Annotated in this window: 17 protein-coding genes; 15 read left to right on the top strand and 2 right to left on the bottom strand. The window is 63.3% G+C overall.

The window, feature by feature from the left end:
* Position 1 precedes the first annotated feature (1 nt).
* From ACMO9O_RS09955 to ACMO9O_RS09945, 3 genes are read left to right on the top strand one after another with little or no spacing between them, the layout of a single operon-like run.
* A complete protein-coding gene (locus tag ACMO9O_RS09955; protein ID WP_418983714.1) occupies positions 2-985 on the top strand; it encodes a D-alanine--D-alanine ligase family protein in 984 nt (327 codons plus the stop codon).
* Positions 982-1,554 carry a DUF3109 family protein gene (locus ACMO9O_RS09950; RefSeq protein ID WP_418983713.1) on the top strand — a complete coding sequence of 191 codons (573 nt, stop codon included), beginning with the start codon at positions 982-984 and terminating at the stop codon, positions 1,552-1,554. The genes ACMO9O_RS09955 and ACMO9O_RS09950 overlap by 4 nt, the downstream gene beginning before the upstream one ends.
* Before the next feature lie 9 nt (positions 1,555-1,563).
* The gene (locus tag ACMO9O_RS09945) at positions 1,564-2,694 is read left to right on the top strand and encodes a peptidoglycan DD-metalloendopeptidase family protein (RefSeq protein ID WP_418983712.1); all 1,131 of its coding nucleotides are present in this window, start codon (positions 1,564-1,566) and stop codon (positions 2,692-2,694) included.
* Between the two features lie 51 nt (positions 2,695-2,745).
* On the opposite strand, the gene proC is transcribed toward ACMO9O_RS09945, so the two are convergent.
* Positions 2,746-3,525 carry a pyrroline-5-carboxylate reductase gene (gene proC / locus ACMO9O_RS09940; RefSeq protein WP_418983711.1) on the bottom strand — a complete coding sequence of 260 codons (780 nt, stop codon included), beginning with the start codon at positions 3,523-3,525 and terminating at the stop codon, positions 2,746-2,748.
* 17 nt (positions 3,526-3,542) lie between these two features.
* Positions 3,543-4,241 (bottom strand): YggS family pyridoxal phosphate-dependent enzyme, encoded by a 699-nt coding sequence (locus ACMO9O_RS09935; RefSeq protein WP_418983710.1) that lies wholly within the window; start codon positions 4,239-4,241, stop codon positions 3,543-3,545.
* A 119-nt stretch (positions 4,242-4,360) separates the two neighbouring features.
* On the opposite strand from ACMO9O_RS09935, the gene ACMO9O_RS09930 reads away from it, so the two are divergent.
* The 12 genes from ACMO9O_RS09930 to ACMO9O_RS09875 all read left to right on the top strand — a co-directional run bounded on the left by ACMO9O_RS09930 (position 4,361) and on the right by ACMO9O_RS09875 (position 20,484).
* Positions 4,361-6,052, top strand: a complete 1,692-nt coding sequence (locus ACMO9O_RS09930) for a C69 family dipeptidase (protein WP_418983709.1) — start codon at positions 4,361-4,363, stop codon at positions 6,050-6,052.
* 9 nt (positions 6,053-6,061) lie between these two features.
* A complete protein-coding gene (gene lpdA / locus ACMO9O_RS09925) occupies positions 6,062-7,438 on the top strand; it encodes a dihydrolipoyl dehydrogenase (RefSeq protein ID WP_418983708.1) in 1,377 nt (458 codons plus the stop codon).
* Between the two features lie 449 nt (positions 7,439-7,887).
* Entirely contained in the window at positions 7,888-8,751 is an 864-nt protein-coding gene (locus ACMO9O_RS09920; RefSeq protein WP_418983707.1) for a hypothetical protein, read from the top strand.
* A 142-nt stretch (positions 8,752-8,893) separates the two neighbouring features.
* On the top strand, positions 8,894-9,805 hold the full coding sequence (locus ACMO9O_RS09915) for a hypothetical protein (RefSeq protein ID WP_418983706.1): 912 nt from the start codon (positions 8,894-8,896) through the stop codon (positions 9,803-9,805).
* An 84-nt stretch (positions 9,806-9,889) separates the two neighbouring features.
* Entirely contained in the window at positions 9,890-11,152 is a 1,263-nt protein-coding gene (locus tag ACMO9O_RS09910; protein ID WP_418983705.1) for a DUF6175 family protein, read from the top strand.
* Between the two features lie 11 nt (positions 11,153-11,163).
* On the top strand, positions 11,164-12,114 hold the full coding sequence (locus ACMO9O_RS09905; RefSeq protein WP_418983704.1) for a hypothetical protein: 951 nt from the start codon (positions 11,164-11,166) through the stop codon (positions 12,112-12,114).
* Positions 12,115-12,133: 19 nt separating this feature from the next.
* Positions 12,134-13,072, top strand: a complete 939-nt coding sequence (locus tag ACMO9O_RS09900) for a hypothetical protein (RefSeq protein WP_418983703.1) — start codon at positions 12,134-12,136, stop codon at positions 13,070-13,072.
* Between the two features lie 4 nt (positions 13,073-13,076).
* A complete protein-coding gene (locus tag ACMO9O_RS09895) occupies positions 13,077-14,351 on the top strand; it encodes a hypothetical protein (RefSeq protein WP_418983702.1) in 1,275 nt (424 codons plus the stop codon).
* 6 nt (positions 14,352-14,357) lie between these two features.
* Positions 14,358-14,933, top strand: a complete 576-nt coding sequence (locus ACMO9O_RS09890; RefSeq protein WP_418983701.1) for a hypothetical protein — start codon at positions 14,358-14,360, stop codon at positions 14,931-14,933.
* A 108-nt stretch (positions 14,934-15,041) separates the two neighbouring features.
* Positions 15,042-16,475: a hypothetical protein gene (locus ACMO9O_RS09885; protein ID WP_418983700.1), complete on the top strand. Its 1,434-nt coding sequence runs from the start codon at positions 15,042-15,044 to the stop codon at positions 16,473-16,475.
* 18 nt (positions 16,476-16,493) lie between these two features.
* Positions 16,494-18,326 carry a C25 family cysteine peptidase gene (locus ACMO9O_RS09880; protein ID WP_418983699.1) on the top strand — a complete coding sequence of 611 codons (1,833 nt, stop codon included), beginning with the start codon at positions 16,494-16,496 and terminating at the stop codon, positions 18,324-18,326.
* Between the two features lie 7 nt (positions 18,327-18,333).
* On the top strand, positions 18,334-20,484 hold the full coding sequence (locus ACMO9O_RS09875) for a zinc-ribbon domain-containing protein (RefSeq protein WP_418983698.1): 2,151 nt from the start codon (positions 18,334-18,336) through the stop codon (positions 20,482-20,484).
* Positions 20,485-20,491 lie beyond the last annotated feature (7 nt).

Below are 20,491 nucleotides of genomic sequence, written 5' to 3'. Positions count from 1 at the left end.
TATGACCCGTTTGAAAATAGCGCTGTTGGCGGGCGGCGACTCGCCCGAGCGCGAAATCGCCCTGCAAAGCGCGGCACAGATCGAGGCGGCCCTCGATCACGCCAAATACGACATCACGCTCATCGACCTCCACCGCCGCGACTGGCACTACACCGCCCCCGACGGACGACAATGGCAGGTCGACAAGAACGACTTCTCGCTCACGGTCGACGGCGTGCGCAAAGCGTTCGACTATGCGCTCATCATCATCCACGGAACCCCGGGCGAGGACGGCAAACTGCAAGGCTACCTCGACATGATGGAAATTCCCTATTCGTCGTGCTCGATGACCTCGTCGGTCATCACCTTCGACAAGATCACCACCAAACGCACGCTCGCAGGCCGTGTCAACCTCGCCCGCGAGGTCTTCCTGCGACGCGGCGAAGCCTGCGACGCGGAGCGGATCGTCGCCCGCCTGGGCCTGCCGCTCTTCGTGAAACCCAATGCCAACGGCTCCTCGTTCGGCGTGACGAAAGTGCACACCGCCGAAGAGCTGCCCGCAGCCGTCGCCGCGGCTTTCGCCCAGGGTGACGAAATCCTGATCGAGGAGTGCATCGCCGGGCGCGAAATCGGCTGCGGCGTCATGGTCGCCGGCGGCCGCGAATACCTCTTCCCCGAGACGGAGATCGTGCCTAAAAAGGAGTTTTTCGACTACGAGGCCAAGTACACCGCCGGCCGCTCGGAGGAGATCACCCCGGCCGACATCGCACCCGAGGTCCGTGCCGAACTGAACCGCATGACGCTCGACGCCTACAAAACCTGCCGTTGCAGCGGGGTAGTGCGCGTCGACTTCATCGTAACGCCTCAGGGAAAACCCTACTTCATCGAGCTGAACTCCATCCCCGGCATGAGCGCCGGCAGCATCGTTCCCAAACAGGCGCGGGCGATGGGCATGACGCTCGGAGAGTTGTACGACCTGATTATCGCCGACACCTGCCGCAAATGATCGAAATCGACGACAAAATCGTAAGCGCCGACCTGCTGCGCGAGTGCTTCGCCTGCGACCTGGCCCGCTGCAAGGGCATCTGCTGCGTCGAGGGCAACGCCGGAGCACCGCTCGAAGAGGAGGAGGTCGGCCTGCTCGCCCGCGAATACGAAGCCTACCGCCCCTTCATGACCGCCGCGGGCATCGAGGCGGTCGAGCGGCAGGGTTTCATGGTTCTCGACGAGGACGGCGACCGGACCACGCCGCTGGTCGGCGATGCCGAGTGCGCCTATGCCTGCGAGGAGAACGGCGTCACGCACTGCGCCATCGAAAAGGCGTGGTATGCAGGCAAAACCGCATTCCGCAAACCGGTCTCGTGCCACCTCTATCCGATCCGGCTCGTGCGCTTCTCGAACGGCACGACGGGGCTGAACTACCACCGCTGGTCGGTCTGCGCCCCGGCGCGCGAGTGTGGCAAGCGGCTGGGTATCCCTGTCTACAAAGCGCTCCGCGAGCCGATCGTCCGCTGCTTCGGCGAGGAGTTTTACAAGGCGCTGGAGACCGCCGAAGAGTTTATCCGCAAACAATAAGCAAACGATATGAATAGAAAAATCCTACTCATGCTGCTGGCAGCCGGCACGCTTTCGGTCGTCTCGACCGTTTCGGCCGCCGAACCGCCGACTGCGGAGGCAGTCGAACCTCCTGCCCAAGCGGCAACCGGAACCACGGAAGAGACAGGCACGCTCGTCGCCGACGCCTCGGCCGAAGCAAAAGCGGAAGCGGAAGCCGCCGACTCGCTGGCCGCGCTGCGCATCCGCCTGCAACCCAAGCGGATCGAATCGACGTTCGACACCAACGGACTGACGGTGATCGACACGCTCGATTCGGGGAATGACGCCGTGCAGGTGGTTCTGTTCAGCAACAACACCTGGAAATACGTCCGCAACCGCGAGATCGCCAAGGACAGCACCATCTTCGAAAAGTACTGGGACACGACCACGCTCTTCCCCTACAAGGACGTGGATATGTCGGCGATGCCCCGGTCGGTGGTCATCGACCTGATCGACTCGCTGACCAGCTACCACTGCCCCTATCAGGGTTCGGTCCACCCGCGCGGCAAATACGGTCCGCGCCGCCGCCGGCAGCATCAGGGCGTCGACCTGCCGCTCAAAATGGGCGATCCGGTCTACGCCACGTTCTGCGGCCGGGTGCGCATCTCCCAATATAACAAGGGCGGTTACGGCAACCTGGTCATCATCCGCCACGACAACGGGCTGGAAACCTACTACGGCCACCTCTCGGAACGAATGGTCGAGCCGGGACAGTGGGTCGAAGCGGGGCAGATCATCGGTCTGGGCGGCTCCACGGGGCGCTCCACCGGTCCGCACCTCCACTTCGAGACGCGCTACTACGGACAGTCGTTCGATCCCGAGCGGCTGATCGACTTCAAAAACGGCATGCTCTGCCGCGAGACGTTCCTGCTGAAAAAGTCGTTCTTCAGCATCTACTCCAACGCCGGGCAGGATTTCGAGGACGAGATCGCCAACGAGGAGCAGGACAAGAAGGAGGCCGCCGAAAAGGCCGCCATGCGCTACCACACGATCCGCTCGGGCGACACGCTGGGCGCGCTGGCGCGCAAATACGGCACGACCGTCACGAACATCTGCCGCCTGAACGGCATCAAGTCGACCACGATTCTGCGACTGGGACGCAAGCTGCGCGTACGGTAGATATAACGGGCAGAAAAAACGATGCAGGGTTTCGGCCCTGCATCGCTTTTTTCAGTCGTCTTCGATCGCATCCACCGCGTCGATCACCGCACCCCGGAAGCCCTTTCGCTCCAGTTCGGCCACCCCGCGGATCGTCGTGCCTCCCGGCGAACAGACCGCATCTTTCATCCGGCCGGGGTGCTCGCCCGTCGCAAGCTGCAGCTTCCCGGTTCCGACGACCGTCTGGCTCGCCATCCGGTAGGCATCGGCGCGCGGCACGCCGTGTTTGACGGCCGCATCGGCCAGCGCCTCCAGAAAGAGGGCGACGAATGCCGGACCGCAGCCGCAGACGGTCCCGGAAACGCTCAGCAGGTGCGTCTCGACCTGCATCACCAGCCCGATCCGCCCGAGGAGCGCTTCGACCGCGCGCCACTCCTCTTGCGTGAGCGAGTGACGCCGCTCGCATACGATCACCCCTTCGCCGACGGCGACGGGCGTGTTGGGAATCGTACTCAGGTGATGCGTTCCCGTCGCAAGCAGCTCTTCGTAACGCTCGAACGTCCATCCGGCCGCGACCGACAGGACGATCTTCCGCGTCAGCAATTCCCTGACAGGCGTCAGCACCTGAGCGACCTGATGCGGTTTTACGGCCACAACCACCCAATCGGCGAACCCGACAAGCGATGCCGCATCGTCGAAAGCACGGAACCCGGCTGCCACGGTATTGCGTCGCAGCTTCTGCGGATCGCGGGCGCATGCGCCGATCGCCTCGGGTTGCAGCGCTCCGCTGCGGACCAGCCCTGCGGCGAGCGCCTGCGCCATGTTTCCGAATCCGATAAATCCGATTTTCATAGGTACAGTATTAAGAACTATTCCACCGCTTCGGCTTCGGCCCGCTCCGTTTCGGCGGCATAGTCGCGCTCGCCGAAGATCAGCGACCCGATGCGCACCATCGTCGTTCCGCACTCCAGCGCGTAGCCGTAGTCGTGCGACATGCCCATCGAGAGCGTGTCGAACCGGGGACCGAAGTAGGGTTGCAGCAGGTCGAAGCAGCGCTTCAGCTCGCGGAAGTCGCGCCGGATAACCGCTCCGTCTTCCGTATTGGTGGCGATCCCCATCACCCCGCGCACGCAGAGGTTGGGCATCCGGGCGAACGGAGCCGAGCCGACGTAGTTTTTCAGCTCCTCGATGTCCCAGCCGCTCTTGGTCTCCTCCCTGGCCACGTGGATTTCGAGCAGGATGTCGATCACCCGGTCGCATTTGGCTGCCTCGCGCTGGATGGCTTCGGCCAGGCGCGCGCTGTCGACCGACTGGATGAGCGTCACGAACGGGGCGATGTACTTGATCTTGTTGGTCTGCAGGTGGCCGATCATGTGCCACTCGATATCCTTGGGCAGCGCCGCATACTTTTCGCGCATCTCCTGCGGACGGCTCTCGCCGAAAAGGCGGTGGCCGGCGGCATAGGCCTCGCGGATCATCTCCGCAGGATGGGTCTTCGACACGGCGACAAACCGGACGTTTTCGGGAAGCGTGCTCCGCACGAGCGACAGTTGGGAGGCGATAGACATGGTTTATGTGGTTTTGATCCGTAAATTTACGCAAAATTCGTACAACACGAAACCCGTGCCCGATTTTTTGCCGTTTGGGTTTTGTTTCGTACATTTGTTTCCAAACTCGAAATACAGCTATGAAAAAACTACCCCTGATCCTTGCGGGTGTCGCCCTGACGGTTTACGGCGCGGCGTCGGCCTGCACGAATTTCATCGTTACGAAAGGCGCTTCGACCGACGGCTCGGCGATGGTCTCCTACGCCGCGGACTCCCACGCGCTCTACGGGGCGCTCTACCACACCCTCGGCGGCAAGCACCCCTCCGGCGCGATGCTTCCCGTCTACGAGTGGGACTCGGGCCGCTACCTGCGGGACATTCCGCAGGCGGGCGTGACCTATTCGACCGTCGGCAATATGAATGAACATTCGCTCATCATCGGCGAGACGACCTACGGCGGCCGTCCGGAACTGGCCGATTCGACGGGGCAGATCGACTACGGATCGCTCATCTACATCGCCCTGCAGCGGGCCCGAACCGCCCGCGAAGCGATCGCCACGATCGCCGAGCTGGCCAACACCTACGGCTACGCCTCGAGCGGCGAATCGTTCTCGATCGTCGACCCCGAGGAGGCGTGGATCATGGAGCTGATCGGCAAGGGGTTCCAGGACGACGGCCGGGGCGGCAACGCGCGCAAGGGCATTGTCTGGGTGGCACGCCGCATTCCTGACGGCTACGTCTCGGCCCATGCCAACCAGGCCCGCATCACAACCTTTCCGAAGGACGACCCCGAAAACTGCCTCTATGCGCCCGACGTGATTACGTTCGCCCGCGAAATGGGCTACTACGACGGTCCGGACGAGGCGTTCAGCTTCTCGGACGCTTATGCTCCCGCCGATTTCAGCGCCCTGCGCGCCTGCGAAGCGCGCGTCTGGGCCTTCTTCCGCACCGTGGCCGATGACATGGACCGTTACACCGACTATGCGATGGGCCACAACCCCGCCAACAAGATGCCCCTCTGGGTGAAGCCGCGCGCCAAGGTGTCGCCCAAGACCGTCTTCGACTGCATGCGCGACCACTACGAGGGCACGCCGATGGACATGACCACCGACATCGGGGCCGGCGGCAGCGCCTGTCCCTACCGCTGGCGTCCGATGGAGTTCGAGGTCGACGGCGTGACCTACATCAACGAACGGGCGACCGCCACGCAGCAGACCGGATTCTGGTTCGTGGCGCAGGCGCGGCCCCAGCTGCCCGACGACATGGGTATTCTCTGGTTCGGCGTGGACGATGCCGCCACCTCGTGTCTGACCCCGATTTACTGCTCGACCACCGAAGTCCCCGCCTGTTTCAGCGAGGCCAACGGCTCGATGCTCGAATATTCGCCCACGTCGGCCTTCTGGCTCTTCAACCGCGTGACCAACTTCGCCTACATGCGTTACGACATGATTTCGGCCGACATCCGCAAGGCGGTCGACGCCTGGGAGAACGCCAAACTCGAAGAGGTGAAACAGCTGGACGCCGCAGCCTCCGACCGGCCGGAGCAGCGGCAGCAGAAGCTCACCGCCTATTCCACCCGAACGGCGCAGGACCTGTTCGACCGCTGGTCGAAGCTGGACAAATACCTGTTGGTTAAATACATGGACGGGAACGTCAAGAGCGAGCACGCCGACGTGCTGACCTACCTCGACGGCGAGGGCGGACCCGCACACTTCGTGGACAACGGCCACGGCCGGAACATCCCCGACAAGATTCAGTTCCCGGGCTACAACGAGAAATGGAAACGCGCCGTGGCCGCGGATAACGGCGAAACGCTCAAAGCGGTCAAATAACGCATCGACATGAAATACGACATCATCATCGTGGGCAGCGGCCCGGGCGGCTACGTCGCCGCGATCCGCGCCGCACAGCTGGGCAAAAGGGTCGCGCTCGTGGAGCGGGCCGAAGCGGGCGGCGTCTGCCTCAACTGGGGCTGCATTCCGACCAAGGCGCTGCTCAAAAGCGCGCAGGTCTATAACTACTGCACCGCAGCCGAACACTACGGCCTTGCGCTGGAGGGCACGGTCCGTCCCGATCTGGAAAAGATCGTGGCCCGCTCGCGCGGGGTGGCCGAAACCATGTCCAAGGGGGTGCAGTTTCTGCTCAAGAAGAACGGCATCGAACTCCTGCATGGCTTCGGACGCCTGACGGCCCCCGGCCGGATCGACGTGGACGGGATAGCGTACGAAGCCGACCACATCATTCTGGCCACGGGAGCACGCCCGCGTGAAATGCCCTTCATGCCCGTCGACGGCAAGCACGTCATCACCTCGCGGCAGGCGCTCGCGCTCACGCGGCTCCCGCAGTCAATGATCGTCGTGGGGTCGGGCGCCATCGGCAGCGAATTCGCCTGGTTCTACGCGTCGCTGGGCGTACGGGTCACCATCGTCGAGTACCTGCCCCGCCTGATGCCGCTGGAGGACGAGGAGGTGTCGAAAGCCATGGAGCGCGCCTTCCGCAAGCTGCGGGCCGCGGTGCTCACCTCGACCACCGTCAAGGCGGTGCGGGTCAATGCGGCCGGAGCGTGCGAAGTGGAGATCGAGGGGAAGAAGGGGAGCGAAACGCTTACGGCCGAGACGGTGCTGTCTGCGGTTGGCATCCAGTCCAATCTCGAAGGGATCGGACTGGAAGAGCTGGGCGTTCAGATCGATCGCGGGAAGGTCCTGGTGGACGAGTATTACCGCACCAACGTCCCGGGCGTTTACGCCATCGGCGACATCGTACCCGGCCCGGCGCTGGCGCACGTCGCCTCGGCAGAGGGCATCTGCTGCGTGGAGGCGATCTGCGGTCTCGATCCCGAGCCGGTGGATTATTCGACCATCCCCTCGTGCATCTTCACCCAGCCCGAGGTGGCATCGGTCGGAATGACCGAGCAGCAGCTGCAGGAAAAGGGGATGCCCTATAAGGTCGGCCGCTTTCCTTTCACCGCATCGGGCAAGGCGACCGCCGCGGGCGACCGCGACGGATTCGTCAAGCTGCTCTTCGGCGAGGACGGCAAGCTGCTGGGCGCACACATGGTCGGCGCATCCGTCACCGAGATGCTCGCCGAACCCACGCTGGCCCGCACGCTGGGCGCTACGGCGCACCAGATCGCACGCACCGTCCACGCGCATCCGACGATGAACGAGGCCGTCATGGAGGCTGCCGAAGCGGCCTTCGGCGCTGCGATCCATCTTTGACGGTCCTCCCGGCCGTCGCCAAGCCCCGCATCGAAAGATCGCGGGGCTTTTTTCGCTTTGGAAAGAGGCATTCGGAGGGGCCCGATAGAAAATTCCGGGCGTAAAATTGCTTTTTTAAAAGGTTTTATTGAAATTTGCAGAAGCGACAGTCCCGAAAAAGGGGGTTCGGTATTGCATTTTCCGATTATGTTTTTTACATTTGCAGGACATATAACACGGAAAGTGTAAGTTTATTCCCGAGTGTAAACCTTGCAAATTTTACTATTGAGGGGAATAAGCCGTACTTCTTTTACGTCTTTATCCGTTTACGGATACAGGCGTGGGGCTGTTGCTTATTTTATCTCATGGTTTTGCAAGGACCGACACTCTGAAATAAGTTTCCAGCACCACGCTTTCTTTTTTGTATAATGTCTCTGCGGGTGCTCTGAGACGGCAAAACCAATTCAATCATGTTGCCATACGTATGGAAGGCATTCGGCCTCTGTACCTGCTGCTGCGTGGCACTGTCATCCTGCGAATCGGACGGAAACGAGGGGGGGGGAAATGCGCCCTACACCGAACGGCTCGTATCCGAAATCACCGGCGTGGAGTACTATGACGGATACGAGAACAAGCCCTACCGACGGCATGCGCGCGAACAGTTCTTTTACGACGACGAAAAACGGCTCGACCGCTGGATATCGACCCGGGAGTGGGGTGGCCATGACTACCAGTTCTTCTACGAAAGCGAGGATCATATCAGCATCTTCGGCGATCGGTGGACGGACGCTTCTGCGCGGGAGGCGGTCGTTGCGGAGATCGACCTCAATGCGGCGGGTCTGGCCGAAAGCGTGGACTTGGGGGACGACGACCCCTATGCGTTCCGCTATGCCGGTGGACGGCTCTCGCAGCGCATCGATCCGAGCGGTCATACGGCGACCTACACCTGGGAGAACGGCGACCTGACTGCGATCGGGGTCTTTCCCAACCCCTACCCCAGCCAGTCGGGTGACTACCTCGAAACCTGCAGGTACAGCGACGAGCCGATGCGGACGAACCTCGATCTGAACCACCTTGCCTACGGCACGGAGTACTATTCGTTGTTTGTGAACATTTCGATCGGCTCCATGCTCGGTCTGGCCGGCTTTTTCGGCAGGAACGCCCACTGCGTAGCCGGCAACTACCTCGATCCGGACGCCGACGGCGTAAGGGTGGATATTCGCTGGAAGTTCGACGCCGACGGCTACCCGACGGGATGGACGGCCGACTACTGGGACCTGGGCGCTTCGGAGAAGGATTCCGGCTGGGAATACACGATCCGCTACGAAAACTGAGACGACGATTCCGGAAAGCGTAGTTCGCCGGATTCGCGTTCGAAACCGGCAGCTTGAGGCCCACGTTTTCCCCGATTATAAAACCCAACTCAAATTGACAACTGCTTTCCTCGGGCACGGGGAAGCGCAAACCTTAAAAAACATGAAAAACTGCTTCAAAACCCTGATGGCTCTGGCGGCCCTGATCGCAGCGACGGCTGTTTGTGCGCAGGAGGAGACCCCTGCCGATCCGCAGAAAGAGACGGTCATCGTCGATCCGTTCACCTACTCGTCCGGCGCCTCGCAGGTCGCCCGCGACAACGTGCGCTCGGCCGTGATGACCGGCTTCTCGAACGTGGGCCGTTTCCACGTGGTCGACGCGCTGACCGATTCGCGGCTGTCGAAACTCTACGAGAACCGCGAGGTGGAGGACGTCGTGAACGCCGACAACTGGAAGTCCGAGAGCGAGGCCGCCTACAAGGAGCTGGGCGCCAAGAAACTCCTCAAGGGGCAGGTCGAACTGCACTACGAGCACAAGAAGCTCAACGACGAGGGCAAGTGGGTCTACTACACCGACATCAACTTCACGCTGCAGGTGTTCGACATCACCACCGGCACGATGGCCGGCTCGGAGAGCTACAAGTACAGCGAGCTGAGCCTCTCGTCGTACGCCGACTCGTTCAACGATGCGATGAAGAAGATCGCCAAGGACATGACCCAGTTCTGCAACAAGCACTTCAAGATGCAATCCTACATCCTCGAAATGGGCGAAGCCGACAAAAAGGGCGTCATCAAGGACCTCTGGATTTCGGGCGGAACGGAAATGGGTATCGCCAACGGTACGATCTTCAAGGTGCTGGCCGAGAAGAAGGTGGGTCCCAAGGTTACGCGCGTCGCCATCGGCGAAGTGATCGCCAAGGAGGTGCTGGAGGGCATGACCCGCTGCGAGATCAAGGACAAGAAAGAGGGCGAAGTCATCAAGGAGAAGTTCAACAACCAGGAGAAGCTCTACATCGAACTCGACCGCAAGCGCGGCGACGGGCTGAAAGGCTTCGGCCGTGCATTTGGATTCTGATTTGTCTAACGCGGTTGTCCCCCACCGGAACCGCCCGGATGCGGGCGGTTCCGGCCGAGGACATCCCTCATTTGAAATAGGATTATGCTCAGAAAACTTTTCGCTTCCGTCCTGTCGCTGTGCGCGCTGCTGCCCTGCACGGCACAAGATTACTCCACCGACGCGACGCTCCTGCGCATGGACGGGAATTGCGCCGTACTGGAGTGCTCGGGCATAGCCCGCAACAAGAAAGAGGCCGTCGAGATGGCCAAGAAATCGGCCGTATACACCTATCTGTTCTGCGGCATTGCCGGGCTGAACGACGGCCGGCCGCTCTTCGGCGGCACGCTTTCGGCCGATGCGCAGACGTATGCCGACCGCATCCTCGGGACCACCAACTACGCCAACTACATCCGCAGCTGCACGGTGGCCGACCGCACCAACAAGACCGCGGGCAAGGACATTCAGGTCTTCGCCACGATCGAACTCTACCACGAATCGCTCCGGCGCACGCTCGAAAAGGCGGGCCTGCTCCAGCGCGATGCCAAAGACATATCGCTCTCCGAGACGCAGGAGGCGATCGCCATGCCGACGATCATCGTCGTACCGTTCCGCAAAAACGACCAGTCGTACGAGGACGCCATACGCACCAATGCGGACATGCGCATGGCGATTTCGAAGGTCAACGAAGGCTTCATCGGCGAGGGGGTCGAGACGAAGGACCTGCTCACATGCCTCAACAACGCCGGGACCTACCGCGTACGCATGGGCGACAACATGTCGCTCGACGATGCGATACTCATCAACTCGGGCGCCGACGTATCGGTGAGCGTCGACATGAATCAGGACGTGAACTCGATGGGCGTCCGTGTGTCGATGACCCTGCAGGCCACCGAGGTGGCCACGGGCAACACGCTGGCGACCAAATCGGAGATTTCGGGCCGCAAACGCACCTCGGCCGACATCCTTTGCGGGGTGATGGCCAAGGCGATGATCGGCGACTTCATGAAACAGATTTCGACCCGCATGGCGACCAAGATCACCACGGGTCAGAGCGTGGCCGTACGCTTCACGATCGACCCCTCGTCGCCGCTGAACATGGACACCGAGATCAACAACATCCTGCCGCTTTCGGACATCCTGGTATCGTGGGTGAAGCGGCACGCCAAGAACGGGAAATACCACACCCAGGGCCGCACGGCGACACTGCTGGCGTTCAGCGACATCTACGTCGACAACTCGATCGAGGACGGGATGCAGTCCGACGTCAACGACTTCGCGCTGGCCCTCTACCAATACCTCAAGGGGCTGGACCTCAACATCACGCGAACCATCACGGGAAACTCCGTAGACGTCATCATCTATTAACCCGACTGACCATGAACCTGCTACGCAAACTGGGGACCCTCGCGGCCCTGCTGCTTCTCAACGCTTCGCTTTCGGCACAGACCGTCATCGACCTGGGGGTCCGGATCGACCCGGCGACCGCCGCCCAGCTGGGCGAGAACAACACCGCGGCGCTGCGCAACAAGCTCAGCCGGATCATCACCCGCAACGGCATGGCCGACGTCAGCGGATTCTTTGCGGTCGTGCCGACCCTCACCGTCACCGACGACGGCACGGTGGACACGGGCATGACCGACATCCGCGTGGTGCGCGCCGACCTGACGCTCGCGGTGGTCAACACGATGGACAACACGGTATTCGTCAGCCAGACCGTCGCGCTGCAAGCCAACGGCAAGAGCGACGAGGCGTGCATGCGTTCGCTCATCAACCGGCTGAACATCAACGACGTGCGCTTCGCCAAGATGATCCGCGACGTGCAGCAGAGCATCGCCGACTACTATGCGCGTCAAATGCCCAAAATCCTGGCGAAAGTCAATTCGCTCATCGCCCGCGAAGCGTTCGAGGACGCCATGACCGCGCTGGCGATGATACCCGAGAGCGTCGACGAATACGAGGCGGTGGCCCAACTCAAGGTTGAGGTATACGACAAGCTGCTTGCGAACGAGGTGACCCGGGCCGTCACCGAGGCCGACATTCTGGTCCGTCAGGGCGATATCGACGGAGCGCTGGCACTATGCCGGGCCTGCAACCCGCTCAGTCCCAACTACGACAAAGTACTCGCTTTCCTGCGGCGGCTCGACGCTGCCGCGGCGGCGGCCGAAGCCGAAGCCCTCGAACGCGAGCAGCGCAAGATCGACCTGGAGATGCAGCGCGAGCGCATCCGCCAGGAGGCCGACACCCAAGGCGAAGCGCTCAAGGCCGAACGGGCCGAAGCAGGCCGCGAGAAGGGCAAATCGCTGGGGCAGTGGCTCTTTGGACTGTAACGAATAAAACCGACCGACGATGAAAACCTGTCCTGTCTGCGGCTTCCGCATGGAAGATGCCGCAAGCCGATGCACCTCGTGCGGAGCCGACTATGCCGACGCGATCGTCGCCAGCATCACCTCTGGCCTCGAGTCGGATACGGATTCGCAGCTGGCGAACCTCGAAGAGGGGCTGCAACCGCTCGAGGGAGTTCCGACGCCCACGATGGGGGAGACGCTCGGCAAACTGCTGCCCGACTTGTGCGGCGCAACGGCCCTGTTCTGCGCGGCTGCGCTTCTGCTGACGGGGGCGAACCTCTTCATCCTCCCGGGCGCGGTGGCACTCGTGGCGCTCCTGTCGCTTCTCATACCCCGCATGCGGGGCCGCCGGCCGGTCAGCCGCGGGGAGCGCATCGTCCGCGCCGTAAGGTGCATCTTCGCGGAGGATGTCGCCGCGGTCCGCAGCCGGATCGGCGAAGCGCCCGACGCCGAAGCGCGGATCGAGCGGATGCAGCGCCGCATCGACCAGGCGGGGGAGCGGGTCGCCGAAGCACACGCCCGCAACCGCCGAAAAATCCTTACGGCGGCCCTTATCATAGGTGCGCTGGCCTGCATCGGCTGCGGCTGGCTCGCCGTGCGCAACCATGCGGCCCGTAAAGCCGCCGCGGAATACGCCCTCCAGCCCGAGTGGGTGAAGCTGCGCGACAGCTACTTCGCCTCGCCCGACAACGACGAATACGGCTCCCCGGAAGCCCGCGAACAGGTCCTTCGCGCCATGCTCGATGCCCGGGAGGGCGCGCAGGCCGAAGCGTTCTTTTTCGCCCATTGTCAGGGCAAGGTCGGGGATGCCGCGTGCGCCCGGCTGATCGCCCTCCGCTACCGGGAAGCGGGAGAGAAAGAGGCGCTCGATGCCTTCGTCGACCGCCTTTCGCTCCGCTACGACAGCGACACGCGCAAACTCCGCGCACTCAAACGTTAGACTGATGAAAAAGCTGCTTACTTTCGCACTGCTGCCGCTGCTGCTTGCACCCGCGGCCCTGTTCGCCCAGAAAGAGAAGGTCGTCGACGCGAGCGACCGGGAGAAACCCGCCTGGATCGGGCGCTCCGACCCGTCGGCGATCTGCGTGACGGAGGTGGGGGAGACCCTTGCCGAGGCTTCTGCCCGGTGCATGGCCTCGATCCGCGAGCAGGTCATCAACTCCGTCGCGGTCAATGTCTGCTCGGCGGAGACCATGACCCGGCGGCAGGTTACGCAAGACAGGCTGATGAGCGTCATGAGCGACTACTCGTCCGTGCTGATGACCGAAGCGGCCAAGCTGCCGTTTCTCAGCGACCTTAGCCTGTCGAATGCCGAAGCGATCTACTGGGAGCGGATTTACAGCAAAAAGTCAAAGCGTTACCGCTACGAATACTCCGTCCGCTATCCCTTCCCCGCGCAGACCCGCCGACAGCTGATCGACGCCTTTCTGGCCATCGACGGGGCCAAGTGCGCCCGTTGCGAGGAGCTGCGCCGCGAAGCGGAAACGCTGGTCAATATCGACCTCATCCGGCAGGCCGTCGAGGAGCTGGACGGCTTGGAGCGTTACTTCTTCGATGCCACGCGCCGCAGCGACGTCTCGACGCTGCGCAACATCTACCGCCAGCTCTACGACCGGCTCAGCATTCGTGTCGAAGCGGAGTCGTGCGGCTCGTGCCTCTATTCGCTGCGCCTCGACGGGCGCAAGGTCACTACGTCGGTCCAGCCGCGCCTGAAGAGCGAATCGGCGGTCGAAATGGCGGTCAGGCCCGTCGCCGATACCCTCTATCTGCTGACCTACAACCCCGAATACGCCTCTCCGGGCGATCTGAACCGGATCGAAGTGCTCTACCTGCTCGGGGGCAGGCGCATCGCGCATACGCTGGCGTTCGATCCGGCGCAGAACAAGGTGTCGGTGCGTCCCGTCGGATCGGTTCATCTGGAACAGGGCGACGGGGTAGTGCGGGGTTCGCTCCGCCTGCGCGTCACGGGCGAGGGCGCCCGCGTAACGCGGATCGAACTGCGGAACCCGGCCGACGGGAAACGGCTGGCCGCGGAACGGATCGAACCGACGGCACTCGCTGCGGGCGAACGCACCGTCCGCTTCGCATGCACGGGCGCGGCGGCTGCGGCCCGGCAGGGGATCGCCGCGATCCGCGGCACGGTCACCGTCGTTAAGTCGGACAGCACCGCTGCCGAAATCCCATTTACGCTGCCTTATCAACTCACCACTAACCAATAACAGACCATGAAAAAAACGCTTTTCGGAGCCTTGGCGCTCCTCCTTGCAGCCGGAGCCGTATCGTGCAGCTCCTCGAAGAAAGTAGCCGGCACGCCCGCCCCGACGGGCATGGTGGAAGAGACCGTGCCGCTGAGCGGTCCGCAGTACCGCAGCGACGCCGCCTACTTCCGCGCCGTACAGAACGGAGCCAGCAGCGACCGGAGCACGGCACAGAAGATCGCCATGCAGAACTGCCGGCAGGAGCTGGCCGCCAACATCCAGGCCGACCTGCAGGTGGTCATGGAGAACTACGTCAAGAATCAGGATACGGGCGTCGCCGCGGAGCACAAATCGCAGTATCAGGAGCTTTCCTATGCGGTAGTGAACCAGCAGCTGCGCGACGTGCAGGTCGCCGACGAGAAGATTTTCCGGCAGGAAGACGGCTCCTTCCGCTTCTACGTCTGCCTGCAGATGCCCAAGGCGGCCATCGAGCAGGCGGTCGAGGAGGCGATCGCCAACGACGCCAAGCTCAACCTGGAGTTCGACCGTGAACAATTCAAGAAGATCTTCCAGGAGCAGATGGCCACCTTCTCGAGGCAGTGACCTTCCCCCCAATCCCTACCCCCCAATCCCTTCCCCATCACCCCTTTCCCATACGCTCTTCCCGGACCCCTTGCCGGGAAGGGCGTTCCCGACCACACGACCCGCCCTATGAAACGTTATACGCTCGTGCTTGTGCTGCTGCTCGCCGCCGCGCCCCTCGCGGCCCAGACGCGCCGCGAAGCGCTGCTCGAATATCAGTCGCGCCGCCGGCGCGCCTACACCGAATTCCGGGAGGACTACCGAAAAGCCTGCGCCGACTTCATGCGCAAGCGCTGGGAGGCGTTCCGTGCCGAAGCGCCCGTGCCTGTGCCCGAACGGAAAGAGCCTGACCGGCCCGTGATGCGGCAACCCGACGCACCCGTTATCCGCACGCCCAAACCGATCGTCCCGAACCGGATCGTCGAACTGCCCGAGGCTCCGCCCGAGGCACGCCCCGCACCCGTCGCAACTCCTACGAAAATAGACGCATCCCGCACCTGCCGGTTCGCGTTCTACGGAACCGAGTGTTCCGTCTCGCTGGGACCCGATCAGCATGTGCGCCTCGCTTCGAGGGCGGAGAACAGCGTCGCCGACGCCTGGGAGCGCATCGCCGGGTCGTATGACCGCGTGGCGGCAGAATGCAGCGAGATGAAGGAGCAGCTGCGCCTGAACGACTGGGGCTATTACGACCTGGTGCGCACGCTCGCCGACGCCTACTGCGGCCGGGCGACCGACGAATCGACGCTCGTGCAGTCGTTCCTGATGGCCGAGGCGGGCTACAAGGTCCGGCTGGCCCGCGGCAGGGAGCGTCTGCACCTGCTGCTGGCTCTCGATGACCGGGTTTACGCACGTCCCTATTTCCGGATCGGCGGACAGACCTTCTACCTACTGGACGGCAGCGCGACGGGCGGACAGTTCAGCATCTGCAATTTCAGCATCCCCGGCGAACGGGTCCTCTCGCTCTCGATGCCCGAACCGCCCCTGCTGAGCGACGCTCCCGCCGCACCGGCCGTGCGCAACGACGCGCAGGACGGTATATCGACCACGGTGACGCCGAATCGCAACCTGCTCGATTTTCTGGAGGATTATCCGCCCTGCTACTGGAATATCTATGCCTCCGCCCGCCTGTCGGCCTCGGTGCGGGAACAGCTGCTTCCGCCGCTGCGCCGCGCGATCGCCGGGAAAGGGGAGTACCAGGCCGCGGCGATCCTGCTGCACTACCTGCACCGGGCCTTTCCGTACAAAACTGACGACGCGCAGTTCGGCGGCGAGCGCACGCTCTTCGCCGAGGAGATGTTCTTTTTCCCGTACAGCGACTGCGAGGACCGCTCGGTGCTCTTCGTGCAGCTGGTCGGGGAGCTGCTTCAGCTGAAGACCGTCCTGCTTTACTACCCGAACCATATCGCCGCCGCCGTCCGGTTCCACGGCGAGGCGGTGGGGGATTACGTCTCCGTCGGCAGGGAGCGTTACACCGTCTGCGATCCGACCTATATCGGCGCGGAAATCGGCGAGGCGATGCCCGGCCTGGAACAGACCCCGGTAGAGATCATCCGAATCGACTAACCCAAACAACCCCACGCCATGTTCTGTCCCAACTGCGGCCATAAATGCGAGAAGGGCCTCTTCTGCGGGAACTGCGGCGCAAAACTGCCCGAAGCGCCCAAACCGGACCCGGTCCACGCGCCGAAACCCGACACCGAACCGACACAAAAGCCCGCACCCGCACCGATTCCCGTCCCCGAGCCTGCTCCCGGGCGGACCCCGGCAAACGCCCCCTCCGGCAGGGGCGTCGAAGCCGCCCCGGGCGAACGGCCGGCCGAAGGCATTCTCTTTACCAACCTCAAAGCGCTCACCTCCAAACTGGGCAGCGATCCGCAGACCCTGCGCCGACTGCTCGCGGCCTATGCCGAAGCCGCCGCCGCGCGCGGCATCCGCTACCGACTGGTCGACGCCTCGGACTACCGCTGGCTCAACCCTGCGGCAGGAAGCGACCGTCACACGGAGCTTGCACCGTCCGACAAGTGGACCGAGCACGCCGCCCTTTTGGCCGACAGCTACCGCTTCGGCCGCACGACCGACCGGGACCGGACGGCCTACCTGTTTATCATAGGCGGCGAGGACATCATCCCGATGCCCGTCGTAAGGCACTACATGGCCGACAATCCGAAAATCCACGACAAGGACATCGACACGGACATTCCCTACGCCTATCTGCTGGGCGAGCGGACCTACCCCCTGCTGCGCTCGGGAAAACTCTTCGAATACGAGCAGTATTTCCACGTCGGGCGGCTCCCGCTGCCGATGGACGCCTCGATCGACGACCTGGCCGGCTACCTGCGCCGCGCCGCCGGGGCCGCAGACGGCATTCCGCTCAGGCGTTACTACGCGCAGACCAACCTGCCGTGGGGCGACGATTCGCAGACGGTCTGCACCCCCTTGCAGCAGATGCGCCTCGACACCGCCGCCGACCGCTACGCACAGTCCTACTGTGAGATGGAGGGGGTCCGCCTGCCCGTGGTCCGCGGCAGCCTCTTCTATTCACTGCCCGTGCTCGAAGAGAATATCGAAGAGGTTTTCGACCCCGAAGCCGACTTCTACTACTTCAACCTCCACGGCGGCGACCAGCCCACCCAGCGGGGATTCGTGGCCGACATCGACAACGAAGCCTATTTCCCGGCGATCTCGCCGCATCACTTCGCCGCGGCACGCCGCCCCAATATCGTGGTGACGGAGGCGTGCTACGGGGCCAAATACATGCAGTACTACCGCGACCAGTCGATGCTGCTGACCGCCCTGACGGGAGAGACGCTGCTCTACCTGGGCTCCTCGCGCAGCGCCTTCTGCAACAACCGCTATCCGATCGACAACTCCGACCGGCTGGCCAACGTCTACATGGCTTCGCTCTTCAACGGCCATACGGCGGGCGAGGCGCTCTACCTGGCGCGCAAGAGCTTCTTCGACTACGACGACGGACGGCTCTACGACCAGCAGCTGGTCTCGATCGTCGAGTTCAACCTCTTCGGCGACCCCTCGCTGCGCGCCGCGGTCGACGGCCGTCCGCAACGGATCGCCGCGGCTCCCCGGCAAAAGATGTCGCTGCGTCCGGTCCAGAGCGTCAGCGAAAGCCGCTGTCTCTATAAAGCCGCGGACGAGGGACCGCAGTCGCTGCTCGAAACCGTGCGGCGGCAGGTCGACGGCAACCTGGCCGCCATCCGCCAGACGGTCGACCGGGAACTCTATGCGCGGCTGGGCGTCGAACCGCGCCGGCTCAGCGCCATCTTCCGCAACCGCTACCCGGACGGCACGGAGTTCTACGCCTTCGACTACACGGGCCGGGGTTACGCCTGCGAGCGGCTGCACTCGGCACTCACCGGAGTCGACGGGAAAGTGAAAACCATCGTATCAACCAAATAACCCGATCATGAAATGTCCGAATTGCAACTCCGAACTGATGGAGGGAGCCAAGTTCTGCACCGCATGCGGCACACCCGCTCCGGCGGCCGATGACGGTCCCGCATGTCCCTCATGCGGCCAAACGCTTACCCCCGGGACCAAATTCTGCACTTCGTGCGGAACGCCTGTCGCCTCCGGCCCCGCTCCGACCAGCACTGCGCCCGCTGAGGAGCGGGAGCCGGCAGGCGAACTGGCTGTCGTCAAACAGAAAATATGCTGGAACATCCGACAGGGCGAGGTCGCCTGCCGGATCAACGAAACCGAGTTTACCCGCTACGATTCGGCACAGGGGCTGATCGTCAACGACGGTACGACGGCCTATATCCGGGCGAACGGCAAACAGATCGCCGAACTGCACGGCGGGGTCTACGATTTCGTCGACCCGGACGAACTGGAACGCCAGCTCGAAAGCCGCCGCGGCGGGGTGAGCGGGGCGCTCGGAGCGGGAGGCCGCTTCCTGCTGAACGCCGTGCTGGGCCGGCGTGAGAAAGACCGCCTCGGCGATCCCCACGCGCGGCAGCATACGCTCGACGAGCTGATCGAGAGCCTGAAACGCAACGAGGTATTCTCGCTCTACCTCAAGCTGGACAGGAGTTTTTCGCTCATCTTCGGATCGGGAACCCCGGGGCAGGACGGCGAGTTCGCCCCGATGCAGGTGCGCACCGACAAACTCGATCTGAAGGTCGGCGTGCGCGCCCTGTTCCGCATCGCCGACTTCGACCGCTTCGCCCGCCACTTCCTCGCGGACCGTGCCGTAGCCACGACCGGAAATATCGCCGAAACGCTCTGTCCGGCCGTGCGGCAGGCCGTCGAAGCGGTACTCGCACATAGCGAGGTGACCGCCGCGACCCTTCCGCAGGAGACGCTCGATGCGATCGGCGCACGCATCGCCGCCTCCGACGAACTGCACGGACTCGTGCTCGAGCGCGTCGCCGAGGTCGTCGCCTCGAACGAGGACCTGGAACGGCTGCGCGACCTGAGCCGCGAACTCTACCTCTCGGAGCAGGAGCTGGACTACCTGCACCGCACCAACGACTTCCGCAACCGCCTCTCGGCCGCCACGAATGCGCAGGCCGTCACCGAGGCGCAAAGCGATCTGGAGCTGTTTCAAGGGTTGCAGCAGGTCAACAAGGACAAGTTGCTGACCGAAGACGAGTTGGATAAGTTCTACACGGTCCTCTCCCGCGAGAAGCGCATCCGCGACGCACGCTCGGAGGAGGAGGTGGAGGCCGCGATGGCCGACATCGCCAAAACGGGATTGCTGCGTGAGGAAGACATCGAAAACCTGCGTCAGGACATCGCCGAACGGGGCTACCGCCGCGGACAGACGCTCAAGCTGATGCAGCTGAAGGACGACATCGAGTTCGAAAAGGCCCGCACGGCAGGGGAGGGCGAGATCGCCATGGAGCAGATGCGCCGCAACCTCGACCTGCAGGACATGGCCATCGCCCAACAGCGCAAGGCGGAGGAGTACGCCGACGAGCGGCGGGCCAAGGAGCGCGAACACACCCGCGCCGATCGCATGACGGAGATCGAGCTGGATCAGGCGGAGATGGACGCTCAGATCGAGCGGCTGCGCAAGGTCAAGGAGCTGAACCGCGAGGACAAACAACTCGAGCACCAACAGGAGCTGGAGAAGGAGCGCCTGCGTCAGGAGGCGCTCGACAAGCAGGCGCAGATGACCGCCGAACAGATCATGGCCATCGGCGCCCGCGAAAACCTCGATGCCGAGGGGGCCAAAGCCTTTGCCCAGTCGTTCTCCGCAGGGCGCAGCGCCGAGCAGGTCCAGCAGGCGGCCGACGCCCGCATCAGCGACGCGCAGCGCCACGAGGAACACATGCTGGAGATGATGCGGCAGATGAAGGAGATGGCCACCTCGATGACCGGCAGTCTGGTCCAGCACAAGGACGAGCAGCGCGACGAATACCGCCGCAACGCCGAGCGGCAGCAGGAGCGCACCGACCGCGCGCAGGAAAACGCCCTCGAATACGCCACGCGCAACAACGCCCAGCAGTCCGCACAGCAGCCCCGGCCCGAAGGCCGCGTCTGCCCCGCGTGCGGGACGGTGACCGCTCCCGGCATCCGTTTTTGCGCCCACTGCGGCAACGAACTCAAATAATTGCGGC

The organism is Alistipes sp., from assembly GCF_048465635.1.
In the GTDB taxonomy this organism is placed as follows: Bacteria; Bacteroidota; Bacteroidia; order Bacteroidales; family Rikenellaceae; genus Alistipes.
This window is presented reverse-complemented; position numbering and strand designations above follow the sequence as displayed.

Excerpts from the sequence above, each read along its gene's own strand:
- ACMO9O_RS09955 (WP_418983714.1), top strand. The coding sequence starts at position 2 with ATGACCCGTTTGAAAATAGCGCTGTTGGCGGGCGGCGACTCGCCCGAG.
- ACMO9O_RS09950 (WP_418983713.1), top strand. The coding sequence starts at position 982 with ATGATCGAAATCGACGACAAAATCGTAAGCGCCGACCTGCTGCGCGAG.
- ACMO9O_RS09945 (WP_418983712.1), top strand. The coding sequence starts at position 1,564 with ATGAATAGAAAAATCCTACTCATGCTGCTGGCAGCCGGCACGCTTTCG.
- proC (WP_418983711.1), bottom strand. The coding sequence starts at position 3,525 with ATGAAAATCGGATTTATCGGATTCGGAAACATGGCGCAGGCGCTCGCC.
- ACMO9O_RS09935 (WP_418983710.1), bottom strand. The coding sequence starts at position 4,241 with ATGTCTATCGCCTCCCAACTGTCGCTCGTGCGGAGCACGCTTCCCGAA.
- ACMO9O_RS09930 (WP_418983709.1), top strand. The coding sequence starts at position 4,361 with ATGAAAAAACTACCCCTGATCCTTGCGGGTGTCGCCCTGACGGTTTAC.
- lpdA (WP_418983708.1), top strand. The coding sequence starts at position 6,062 with ATGAAATACGACATCATCATCGTGGGCAGCGGCCCGGGCGGCTACGTC.
- ACMO9O_RS09920 (WP_418983707.1), top strand. The coding sequence starts at position 7,888 with ATGTTGCCATACGTATGGAAGGCATTCGGCCTCTGTACCTGCTGCTGC.
- ACMO9O_RS09915 (WP_418983706.1), top strand. The coding sequence starts at position 8,894 with ATGAAAAACTGCTTCAAAACCCTGATGGCTCTGGCGGCCCTGATCGCA.
- ACMO9O_RS09910 (WP_418983705.1), top strand. The coding sequence starts at position 9,890 with ATGCTCAGAAAACTTTTCGCTTCCGTCCTGTCGCTGTGCGCGCTGCTG.
- ACMO9O_RS09905 (WP_418983704.1), top strand. The coding sequence starts at position 11,164 with ATGAACCTGCTACGCAAACTGGGGACCCTCGCGGCCCTGCTGCTTCTC.
- ACMO9O_RS09900 (WP_418983703.1), top strand. The coding sequence starts at position 12,134 with ATGAAAACCTGTCCTGTCTGCGGCTTCCGCATGGAAGATGCCGCAAGC.
- ACMO9O_RS09895 (WP_418983702.1), top strand. The coding sequence starts at position 13,077 with ATGAAAAAGCTGCTTACTTTCGCACTGCTGCCGCTGCTGCTTGCACCC.
- ACMO9O_RS09890 (WP_418983701.1), top strand. The coding sequence starts at position 14,358 with ATGAAAAAAACGCTTTTCGGAGCCTTGGCGCTCCTCCTTGCAGCCGGA.
- ACMO9O_RS09885 (WP_418983700.1), top strand. The coding sequence starts at position 15,042 with ATGAAACGTTATACGCTCGTGCTTGTGCTGCTGCTCGCCGCCGCGCCC.
- ACMO9O_RS09880 (WP_418983699.1), top strand. The coding sequence starts at position 16,494 with ATGTTCTGTCCCAACTGCGGCCATAAATGCGAGAAGGGCCTCTTCTGC.
- ACMO9O_RS09875 (WP_418983698.1), top strand. The coding sequence starts at position 18,334 with ATGAAATGTCCGAATTGCAACTCCGAACTGATGGAGGGAGCCAAGTTC.